General features: G+C 33.7%; 7 protein-coding genes and 2 pseudogenes. 7 read left to right on the forward strand and 2 right to left on the reverse strand.

The window, feature by feature from the left end; genetic code table 11:
- Positions 1 to 267, forward strand: a pseudogene (locus F6K27_RS23060) (hypothetical protein); the annotation flags it as partial.
- A 347-nt stretch (positions 268 to 614) separates the two neighbouring features.
- Here the strand turns inward: F6K27_RS23060 and F6K27_RS23065 are convergent.
- Positions 615 to 2,486, reverse strand: a complete 1,872-nt coding sequence (locus tag F6K27_RS23065) for a diguanylate cyclase domain-containing protein (protein WP_287278486.1) — start codon at positions 2,484 to 2,486, stop codon at positions 615 to 617.
- Positions 2,487 to 3,112: 626 nt separating this feature from the next.
- Between F6K27_RS23065 and F6K27_RS23070 the strand changes: the two are divergent.
- Positions 3,113 to 3,656: pseudogene (locus F6K27_RS23070) on the forward strand (transposase); the annotation flags it as partial.
- Between the two features lie 525 nt (positions 3,657 to 4,181).
- Here F6K27_RS23070 and F6K27_RS23075 read toward each other — a convergent pair.
- The gene (locus F6K27_RS23075) at positions 4,182 to 4,898 is read right to left on the reverse strand and encodes a Crp/Fnr family transcriptional regulator (protein ID WP_287278508.1); all 717 of its coding nucleotides are present in this window, start codon (positions 4,896 to 4,898) and stop codon (positions 4,182 to 4,184) included.
- A 222-nt stretch (positions 4,899 to 5,120) separates the two neighbouring features.
- On the opposite strand from F6K27_RS23075, the gene F6K27_RS23080 reads away from it, so the two are divergent.
- The 5 genes from F6K27_RS23080 to rnc all read left to right on the forward strand — a co-directional run bounded on the left by F6K27_RS23080 (position 5,121) and on the right by rnc (position 10,630).
- The gene (locus F6K27_RS23080) at positions 5,121 to 6,119 is read left to right on the forward strand and encodes a DALR anticodon-binding domain-containing protein (protein WP_287278487.1); all 999 of its coding nucleotides are present in this window, start codon (positions 5,121 to 5,123) and stop codon (positions 6,117 to 6,119) included.
- Positions 6,120 to 6,286: 167 nt separating this feature from the next.
- Positions 6,287 to 6,718: a thiol-disulfide oxidoreductase DCC family protein gene (locus tag F6K27_RS23085; protein ID WP_287278488.1), complete on the forward strand. Its 432-nt coding sequence runs from the start codon at positions 6,287 to 6,289 to the stop codon at positions 6,716 to 6,718.
- Positions 6,719 to 7,675: 957 nt separating this feature from the next.
- Positions 7,676 to 8,131 carry a Swt1 family HEPN domain-containing protein gene (locus tag F6K27_RS23090; protein WP_287278489.1) on the forward strand — a complete coding sequence of 152 codons (456 nt, stop codon included), beginning with the start codon at positions 7,676 to 7,678 and terminating at the stop codon, positions 8,129 to 8,131.
- A 650-nt stretch (positions 8,132 to 8,781) separates the two neighbouring features.
- Complete coding sequence (locus F6K27_RS33930) at positions 8,782 to 9,072, forward strand: NYN domain-containing protein (protein WP_353736052.1); 291 nt, start codon at positions 8,782 to 8,784, stop codon at positions 9,070 to 9,072.
- A gap of 334 nt (positions 9,073 to 9,406) precedes the next feature.
- A complete protein-coding gene (gene rnc, locus F6K27_RS23095) occupies positions 9,407 to 10,630 on the forward strand; it encodes a ribonuclease III (protein ID WP_287278490.1) in 1,224 nt (407 codons plus the stop codon).
- The last annotated feature ends 787 nt before the right edge of the window (positions 10,631 to 11,417 follow it).

Genomic DNA, 11,417 nt, shown 5'->3' on the forward strand with positions numbered 1-11,417 from the left:
GTGGTGGGCGGTGTGGGTGTGGGTGGGGGTGTGGGGGGTGTGGGGGGTGGGGGGTGGGGAGGGGTGGGGAGTGTGGGGAGTGTGGGAGTGTGGGAGATGGGGAGTGTGGGAGATGGGGAGTGTGGGAGATGGGGAGTGTGGGAGTGTGGGAGTATGGGGAGTGTGGGAGTGTGGGAGATGGGGAGTGTGGGAGTGTGGGAGATGGGGAGTGTGGGAGATGGGGAGATCGAGACACCTAGAAACAAAAATCTATATGCACAGTCTTAGGAGTGCCACTCCAGTAGTGGCGTGACACAGCTAAAATGGTGCATTAGGGAGTAAGTTTGTTGCATATTTCTATGCTAAGTGAATGTTTTTTATAAAAAGCAGAAATTTGCCTATAAATCTCAAATATAGAGATTTTAAGCTAGATTCAATCAAGGTTACTGAGAAACCAGATTTATACAGTTGTATGACTAAATGAATTTATTGCTTTTGCTCCTAAAAATTTTTTATACATGATACCAAATCCGGTTATGAAAAGCTAATTTGTCCAAATCCTTCTAATCTTTCTGCCTTCTAATCTTTCTGCCTTCTGCCTTACCTTCACAATAAATCTCTCTTCTAAACAGGATTTAGTATGAATCATCAATATAAACTTGATTTCTACCAGTATTTTTAGCGTTGTATAGCGCCATATCTGCTGCTTCTAGTAATATTTGAGGATTAGAGTCAGTAGAGCAGTGACTATTTGCCACTCCTAAACTACTTGTCACCCACTTACTGACTGTCGAAGCTGTATGGGGAATTTTTAAAGCCTCAATTTGTGTTATAATCTTTTCTGCAACCTTCAGCGCTCCTTCTATGGGAGTATTTGGCAGTACAACCACAAACTCTTCACCCCCATATCGAGCTACAAAATCTCCTGGTCGTTTCACTGCAGCACTAATAGTTTGAGCTACCTGTTGCAAACATTTGTCTCCCTGCTGATGACCGTAAGTATCGTTGTAGGGTTTAAAATAATCTATATCCACCATAATTATTGACATAGAAGCATGATCCCGTGTTAATCTTTTCCATTCTTGGTCTAGTTTTTCTTCAAAGTGGCGACGGTTACAAATTCCTGTCAAACCATCAATATAAGCTATTTCCTTTAATTCTTGATTTAGTTTCTCTAAACGATGATAAAGTTGAGCTTGTTGAATAGCGATCGCTATCTGAGTTGCCAAGCGTCTCAATAGATCGGTGTCTGATATTCGCCATTGTCGTTTATGAGTACATTGATGAGCTACTATTAATCCCCATGCAGTAGTTTCTGAACCTTGTTTTTCCTCTTCTTGATTAATTAAAATTGGCAATACCATATTTGCTTTGACTTGAAACTGTTTGAGTAGATCGGCATGGCATTTGTTGATATCTGGGTTTTCAACATTCTCTATTATACTAATATAACCTTGTTTATAGCGTTCTATAATATCTGTATTTGGGAAACATGGATCGTCAATAATTTTACCTAAAATTGGACTGCTATCTGCTGCTACAGATTCTTTTTCTACGATACCTTTTCCGTCTTCCAAAAAACGATAAATTAAGACGCGGTCACACTCCAAAAAAAACCGTACTGACTCTACTGTAGTCTCTAATATTTCATCCAAATTTAAAGATTGATGAATCCGGTCTAGAATGAGTCCTAATAAATGCTCTTTTTGTCTAAGTTCCTCCACAGCTAACTCTGCTTTTTTACGCTCTGTAATATCTAGCACTGTACCGAATATACCTATGTATTCTGAGTTATTATCTACGACTAAAGTAGTCTGAGTATAAAGATACCTTAATGTACCATCTGGTCGAATGATTTGATATTCACATTCACAACTTTCGGCTTTTTCTAAGATTATAATTACATTTTTATCCCATAATTGTTGGCTTTCGATGGTAAACATTTCTAGCCATTCTGAATAAGTTGGTTCTGGTCTTCTAGGGTTGAGACCAAAGATGCGAAATATTTCATCTGACCAAGTTATTTTTTGTGTCTTTAAGTCATATTCCCAGTTCCCTAAATGAGCAATTTTTTGTGCTTCTTGTAGCTTTGCTTTGCTTTGTTTTAAAGCGTTTAAATTTTGATTATTCTCATGTGTATAGCGAATTATTCGATTTAATGTATATTCGTTAATTTCTGATTTATTCAAGTAATCTGCTACTCCTTTATTCATTAAATCCATCTCTAATTCTTGATTTTCTATATCTGTGAGTAATACGATTGGCATTTGGCAACCTAGATTAATTGCTGTTTGAAGTATTTCTAACCCTTTTGTTTCTTTGAATTTATAGTCAAGCAAACAAATATCATGTTGATTTTTTTTCATTACTGTTAATCCTGCTTCGTAAGTATTTTCCCAGTCTAGTAATATTTTTGGTGATTCTACCTGTGACAGTAAGTCATAGATCAGAATAAAATAGTCTGTATTGTTTTCTATTAAAAGGACTTTAATTAAATCTTTATTCATCTAATAAATTAGTTTTTACAAACAAAGTTTTTTTTTATATGAGTATTTAAAAGTTAATAAAAAATCATATCTTATATTGCCTAAAGTACTGGAAAAAGTCGCAGCTTGAGTTTTAGTGATACCATTAAGGCCAATTAAGTAGGTTTTTGTGGGAACAAATCATATTTGCTTGAGGTCTTTAATCATCATTGTTTTACTTTTAACTGCGGACTTGATACTTTATATTATCTGCTTTTTTTCTAGTTATTGTGGTGAGTTATGAATCAAGTTACTGGTGATTTTTTGATATTGATAAAGTGAGTCATTGAACTTTGATCGGGTGAGTTAGTCAACTAAGATCGAGTGAAGTAGATGAGTAAACTTTTGTGATCAGCATTATATTCTTCTATATCTTGACTAGACTTTTAGTTTTTTCTTTTTTTATTTTTGATATTAAATTATGGGAACTTTCTCTGTGTCAAGTAAAATATTCGGTTATCTTTGATATGAAATATGATGTAGTATCCGGATAATTAGTTATCGTATAACTCAGGAGTCAGGAGAAAGGAAGGATAAGAGTGGGAATTATCTGGGGATATTCCAGCATTTTATGTGTGCATTGAATGGAAGTAGAGAGTGCGATAGCAGACCTACTAGGTTACCCCTGGGGAAGAACAGATAAAAGAATAGAAATGAATATCAAAAATCAAAAAGAAAGACAAACTCCCAGATGGGGCATTAGACTATTAGACAAAGGAATTTATTGTTCAAGAATATAAATGTGGAAATACTGAAAATACCATTGAATTTATTAAATATTTGCAAAGCGCAAAGGCCGGGAAAAAAATTGGCAATATTCTGGGATGGAGCAACTTACCATAATTCCCCAGAATGCGCGAGAATATTTGATCACAATTAATCAAGATTTACCAGAAGAAGAATGGTTGATAAATTGTACAAAATTTGCCCCGAATGCCCCGGAGCAAAACCCCGTTGAAGATATTTGGTTACAAACCAAAAAATTCATCAGACAATATGATCATCTTTGCAGTTCTTTTAAAATAGTTAAGTGGCTATTTAAGTTTTTTGCGCTATGGTCAAATATTCGATTTTCCTAAACTTTTTCATTATGGTATTTTGCCACAACCTAAAAACGTACCTTCCATAGCATTAATTATTCTATTCTTGTGAGGACAATTAAGAGGAGTTTTTATGATGCTTAATTAAAAGGACTTAATATTTCTAATTTTGGTTTGTAGAAGTACCAAAAGTACAATTCCATCTTCTTGAACGCAATCAATATATTGATTGGAGCTAATAATTATACTACGATAATGTGCTTAACTTTGGTGTAGTGAAGTCTTTACCCATAATGTTCAACTATTTACTTTACTTTTGCAGTTCTTAATATTTACTATCTCTATATCCACACTGTGAATACATAAATTTGGCTAAAGGCGAGCATCAAAATACTTAATTGCCGGAAAATAACGGAAGATAATAAATAAAAGAAAAATTACTTCGTTTAACATAAATTAGCATCAGAAGTAAGAGTAGTAAGCAATGACAATCATATCAAATGATTTGATAAATATAGATAAAATTATCTATTCAATGCATTATATTTTAATATGCAAAATAACAATTTATGGTTGGATATGTATTAATATCCAAGTTTGATAATCGCCCAGAACTAACTACCCAAAAATTATTTAACTATTGTGACTGTTCAGACTTTGTTGGTAAGCAAACCAGATGATCATTCTGGATAAATATTAAGCCTTGCTGACGTAATTTACCCATTAGACGAGTCACAGTGACGCGGGTTGAACCAATAGCACTGCCAATTTGAGCATGGGTCAAAGGCCAAGGCAAATAATAACCACTTGTTACTTCTGGTTTGTCTTGGGCGATCCATGGTTCTCCATATTCTTCAATTAATAGCGTCAGAAATCCGAATAATCTGTCAATGGTGCGACGTTGGCCTAGGGTACTTAGCCACAGAAGCTTCCGTTGATGTTGGTATCTAAAGGCATCTAGGACTTCTCTGCGAAAGTGAGGCCAATTATCTAGGTCATGCCAATACATCCAAAGCACAGTTGTTTGATCTGCATGAGCATAAGCTTGAAGTGTAAATGGTGACTGAGCTATCAGTTCAAATGGTTGACCGGCACCGACAAATCCGAGGAAAGCTTCGTCTGAAATATTACTCGTTTTTGACTTGCTAGACTTATTGCGACTGGCACTAATGTGGGCATTACCTACTAAACGAATTGACCCTTTTTGTACTAGATACAGCAAACCTGGACGGGCAGGAATACGTTCATCTTTGCTAAAAGCTCTGCTACGGTAGTGTTCTTCTGCCCAATCTATGATTAGTTGCCAAGTCAGAAATGGCCTGCTGGTAGGTGTAGAAATGCTGGTAGGTTGCATATTCAGTGACATTTCTGGTAGTTCTGGATGTGATGATAGTTGCATTAGTACTCTCTTGTAGTAATAGTTAGCCTTAAGCTCAAATCATTTTGATCAAAGGAATAGAAGCAGATTTTTATCTGTCTGCTTATACCAGTTTTACTCTTAGTATTAGTGTAGCAAAAAACACATCTAATTCTGAATATTCAAGAGAAATTTTATTTATTTGAGGTGGTAATAATATTGACAAAATTATCATTAAAGTGTAATTTAATACAGATTTTACAAAAAGCTCTAAATTTATACCAAGAGCAATTGGAATTATCTTGCAGGTATGAAAATACATTAGAAGTTTGGCAAAAGAAGGAAGAAATTCCAATTAATCAAACTATAAATAATGGAGCAATTGTATACAAGTCAGCGATCGCTCTGAAGTTAGCTTCGGTTTGTCAACAACCAGCTATATATATTGCTACTGAGTTAGTTAAATATTGTAGGGAAATAGTAAATACTGAGACTAATAAAGATACAGAATTTTTTGATATTGAGGTAATTTCATCTGGGATAATTTACTTTTATTTAACTGATTTGAGTATCGCTAATTGGTTAGATTATCTAACTTCTTTTCCCCTAAATTTTGAGCAACAAGAATTACAGGTTGGTGTTGACTTTAACGAAGTCAGAAGTTGTTTTTGTAACGGGGATGTGAGCAAGTATCCAAAAACATTTCGCCAATCAAGGCGGGGTTTTAGACCCAATTACTTTGATAAATCTTTAGAAACTACAAATTTGTTTCCAATTCAGTATAGTCATGCTCGTTGTTGTTCGTTATTGCGGATGGGTATACGCGATCGCCTAATTAATCTTACTCTCATAGATGCAGATACCAGCGGTAAATTTTGGCAGTGGCAAACTTCTAAACCTATATCCTGGCAACAACCGAATGGGCAATTACAATTTTTACATGATGCTGAATATCAATTAATTGCTCAAATTGCTTCGACTCTTGATCGTATCTATTGTGTTTCTAGCAGCAAAAAACCTGTAAATTGGCAAAAAGTAGCTGATGCTATCAGTGTAGCTTTTCAAAATTTTTACAGTCATTGTCGTATTTGGGGTGAGGTGAAGGTGAAAAAACCGAAGTTAGCGCAAGCTAGATTAGGTTTGGTTTTGCTTACTCAGTCTGTACTTAGATTTTTATTAGAAGAAAGGTTAGGTGGGGAAGCACCTGTAGAGCTTTAATTTTGGCATTGCATAATTGCGGGATGATTTTGTCAGAGATCAGAAACCATAATCCCCGTGTCCCCGTGTCCCCGTGTCTCCGTGTCAGCCGAAATCATCCCAGTATTCAGCAACGCCTTAATTTTGGTGTTACAATTTTGATTGTATTCAAAATAAAACTAAGACGTATGAGTTATATTGTAATTTATGACGGCAACTGCAATTTATGTGTAACTTTGGTGCAGGTGTTGGAAAGTATAGACAAAGGTGAGCTATTTGAATATATTCCTATGCAAGATTTAGAAAAACTCAATCAATTTGGTATTACTGCTAAAGATTGTGAAATGGGTATGATTTTGATTGATGGTAATGCACCAGAATGTAGGTGGCAAGGTAGTGATGCAGCGGAAGAAATAGGGCGACTTTTGCCTGTGGGAGATGTTTTTGTGGCAGCATATCGGGGTTTACCAGGAGCAAAATGGATGGGCGATCGCTTTTATGAGCAGATTAGAGATAATCGTTATACGATATTTGGCAAGCGTTCTACTACTTATAATTCCCCTTATCCATTTGGTTGTAAAGCTTCTTTAGACTTGCAGAAGTCAGGGAATAGGGAATAGGGAATAGGGAGAAGTTAAAAGTCAAAAGTCAAAAGTCAAAAGTCAGAAGTTGGAAGTGAAAGTTGATAGACTTAAAGTATTAACTATACAATATAATTTCAACCTATTATTCCACATCATCAGTTGCTGACTATTTGTGACATCCTTAGAGTGAATTGGTAAAACATACAAAGTAGAACGGGAGGTTTTTCATGCTATGAAGGTTAGTCCAAAAAATAAATCTCAAAACTATTGACAATAATTTTATGTCTTTGTTATACTAATTATTAAGATAGCATAGAATCTTAGTATCTATGGTCTGTTGTTGGCTGCTGTCTCATCGATGGTAGACATATATACTCACTCGTATATCTCGATTTGTAATTAATCTTTAGTATAAATAGCTGTTTGCTAAGTTAGTAGTACAAAGGACGGCGTTGTTGAAACGCGTGTATAACATTAATTTGAATTACTTAGGAGTCAGGAGTCAGGAGAAAGAAAAGTACTTTTCGGTTAATCTAACGTAAAGACAATATCTAATCTTGCCACTCAAAGAATTACTCTTAATTTATCTAAATTACTGATTTCATACCTCAAATCACCAACCCCCAAAGAACTAAATACCTACAAGCATCAAGATTTACTACAGATTACTACACTACAAACTTAAGATACACGAGTTAGTACATATATGGACTCTACCATTTATGAGACATTAGCTGAAGCTAGTACCACTTAATATAGTGTTTATTTAGTTTGAGTAATGCTCATTTTATGAAATTCCCTGTAGAAAAATATCCCAATATTATTAGTGAGTCAAAAGTGACATTAGTTGTCACTATTAACTCCTATTTTTTGGAAAGCTTCTATCAAGATAAGGGAGTTTTTTTTGAGTAACTCACTATTTCACTATTAGTGATAGATATCTGATGTTCCGATGCTGTTGTTCGCAAACAACCCAAAGGAAATATCAGTAAAATGATTACAAAAAATCAGCCTTTCATAGATGATTATGGTGATTTAATCTATAAATCTTTAAAGCTTTTAGCTCAAGCTTTATATCCATATATTGAAGAAAAAATGCGAGAATACTACTCAGATAATTGGTTGAAAGAAGCAAAAAATATCTTAAAAAATCAGCAAGGATTAAACAAATGCAACTTAGATGAAGCTTTGCGTAAAGATGTATCTCTGCAACTAAAGCTAATCTATAAACTCTGGGATAATATCTTTAAATATGATTTAAGTCAAGGAACAGAAATGAGTAAATCAAAAGTAAAAAAACTTCTAGATATTCGTAATAATTGTGCCCATTTTTTTCCATTTCCCAAGAAAAAAGTAGATATAGCACTTGACAGTATTATTCAACTACTTAAAACCATCAATGCAGCAGAAGTAGAAAATGTAGAAAAAATAAAAAACAGGAATTATTAGAACTCCTGTTATAAGCAGAAAAAAGCGTGTAAAAAAAAATACTATTAGACATCTCCATAAATTTCAAAAAATCAATTATTATCCATAAATTGTCAATTGTTTATCTCTGTTTCCTGTTCCCTGTTCCCTCTTTTCTGGAGATTTCTATTTGTTGATATTCACTTACTATCATGCTATTTTTTTTAATGTAAGTGTAAGTTGTAGCCTTATCTACTGTAATTTAATTATTTCGGTACAACATAATAAGATTTCAGCTTACACCTAAAATTGGTTGAGTTCGATTATTAGTCTAATTACATTGGGATTATCAAAATGTTCGTATTAATTTCAATTCTTATCTTGTGCGATATTTTCAAACTTTTGCCAATTTACTGAATAATTAAGATTTAAAGCCTCTCTTTTAAAGGAGAAAAAAGCAGTCTAGGGATGGATGGGTTTCCTAACCATATCCAATCGACCAAGAGAAGAAAAAATTTTCCTTAAGAGTCAATCCTCTTCTTTCCAAGGAGAGGTAATTGTTAATAATTAATTATTAATTATTAATTATTAATTGTTGAAATGGTAGCTTATCTAGCCAAAGAGTATATAGCAATTGGCGAGAGGAAAATCAAAGTAATAAACAACGTTTATAGGAACTAGGTTTTGACTGTATTGACGTTCCTACAACAGAAAAACAGAGTGTCGATCAAAAATTAATAGCTGACTGTGAAAGAGAACTTAATTCTATTCCATCTACTGACATATTAATTTTAATTACTGGAGATGGAGACTATAAAAATCTTGTTCGTCAATGGCAAGCTAAAGGTAAAAAAGTCATCATTTTTGCCAATTCAAATAATGCCAGTCAAAAATTACTTAGTGTTGCTGACGAATATTATTTTGTAGACAAAAAACTATCAGAATTATTGGAAGTAAAAACTAGGCTTATACAAATGGCATAATTAGGATTTTCCATTTAATTTGGCGCAATTTGTAAATCAACTTCAGAGAGGTTATGATTCCAGAAAATATAGGATTTAGTTGTTTGAAGTGCAACAATAATCTTTATCTCCCCCGGTTGATAAAGTGGAAAATGTTTTTAGGTAAAGTCTAAATATAGAAACCCAGTTTCTTTTCTATCTTAGAAAGAAAAATTAACTGGGTTTTCGATAAAATTTATCTATTTATTATGTTTATACTTCAATTTTAATTAAGTACTATTAATCAAATATTAGTCGAGACAATTAAAAAAATTAGTTGATATAATTTTATAAAAAATGTAGGAGTAGACTTGAGATGACTATCCATAATAAGCACGAGATAATTGGTAAAGCTTTGAATATTTTGAGTAAGAATTTATATCCATATATAGAAGATGTAATTAAGGAATTTCATCAAGAAAATTGGTTGCAAGTAGTACAAGAGACATTAAAGGGTGAAATTAGACAACTCAAAAGGAAGAAAAGCATCGAAAAGGCTTTAATTGAAGATGTATCTCTACAACTTAAATTAATCAAGAAGCAGTGGGATAAAGTATTTCAAAGAAAACTGGATAAAGCATTTTTATTAATAGTAGAAGAACTCATAGAAGTCAGAAATGACTGGGCACATGGCTCTCCATTCTCTGTAGATGACACCTATCGATATCTTGACAATATTACTCGGATTCTTAAAATTATCAATGCAGAGGAAGTGGAGGAAGTAGAGAAAGAAAAGCAAGAAGTATTACGGCTTTTATCTCAACAACAATTTCGTGGTGAAACTCCTCATAGTTATTCTGTTTCTGAAGAGGAAGAAAGACAAATTAGAGAACAATTAAACGAATTACTGGAAAAAATTTATTTCCAAGATGCTTCTCTTTTACAACTTGCTTTAATCCACCGGACTTATCTTTATGAAAATCCTACAGAAGTCAGCGTCGATAATAATCGTTTAGAATTTCTTGGTGATGCTTTGCTAAATTTTCTTAGTGGCGAGTATCTATATCGTAAATACCCAAAAATGAAAGAAGGTGACATGACTCAAAAACGTTCCAGTTTAGTGGATAATCAACAATTAGCAAAATTTGCCATAGATTTAAACCTCGGACAATTTATTTTGTTAAGTAAGGGTGAAGAATTACAGGGAGGGCGTGAAAATTATTCATTACTTAGTGATGCTTTTGAAGCAGTTATTGGTGCTTATTATATTGATTCTGGTATTGAGGCAGTGCGCAATTTTTTAGAACCAATTTTTGCTGAAGCTCTGGAAAAATCTGTTGATTTAGAGCCTGAAAATAAATCTCTTAATATTGAAAATCCTAAAGGCTTATTTCAAGAATTGGTACTAAAAAATGGTACAGATGTGCCAAGATATAAAACTGAAAAATGTGGCGGTTCTGATCATGAACCAAGTTTTATATCTCGGGTATTTGTAGCTAATAAATTGTATGGCGAAGGTCAAGGAGGGAGTAAAAAAGAGGCTGAAAAACTTGCTGCAGAAAACGCACTATCTAAGTTGAGACAAAGAAGATTAATATAGATAGAGTAGTTTTCAAGTCTTGGAGGTACAAATTTTTATGCTTTTAGAGAATAGGGAACACCAGATATGGAAATAGGGAATAAAATTTATAGATTAATTTTTAACTGTCGCTAATTATCCTAAAATTTGCTTGCTGTAAATACAGTATATTCGGCAATTAATCTGGTACAACTGATACAGCAAATTTTTTTCCCTATTCGCTCTTCCCTACTCCCTAAAATCATCAACATAAGTATTTCTAGAGAGTAGTAAACTGCTATAAGTAGGTAGGTTTAATTAGGGCTTGCTGATTAAATCTAAAAGCATTGACATATAAAGAATTTAGTCTTTTTGGAGTCGAAAAAAGTGCCTGGTTTTCAGTTCTTCATGCTCAAAAAGGAGCGTATTTTAGGCTCATAGTTGGGCAGAAAAATCATTCTTACAATTGTTACTCCTACCTCCTCGCTCCCGACCCTTTTCTCCTGTCTCCTGTCTCCTGTCTCCTGTCTCCTACCCCTACTAAAAGACTTTTTCAGCAAACCCTAATTATCCATAAAATCGTGATGGAAATTCAAAACTTGGAAAATTTCTGGAAAACTTCTTGCGGGCTTAATTTTCAGATTCTTCGTTTTAACATTTATTTATGCTGACCTAACTTATCAAGAAATTAAAATTTGTAATATGACAAAGAAACTACCTGAATTTAAAAATCCTGAACTTTTAAAACAAGCTCTAACCCACCGCTCTTTTTTAAATGAAAATTCTGGAGAAGAAGATAACGAAAGTCTCGAATTTCTGGGGGATGCTG

It is taken from the genome of Okeania sp. SIO2F5 (assembly GCF_010692685.1).
Lineage (GTDB): Bacteria > Cyanobacteriota > Cyanobacteriia > Cyanobacteriales > Microcoleaceae > Okeania > Okeania hirsuta.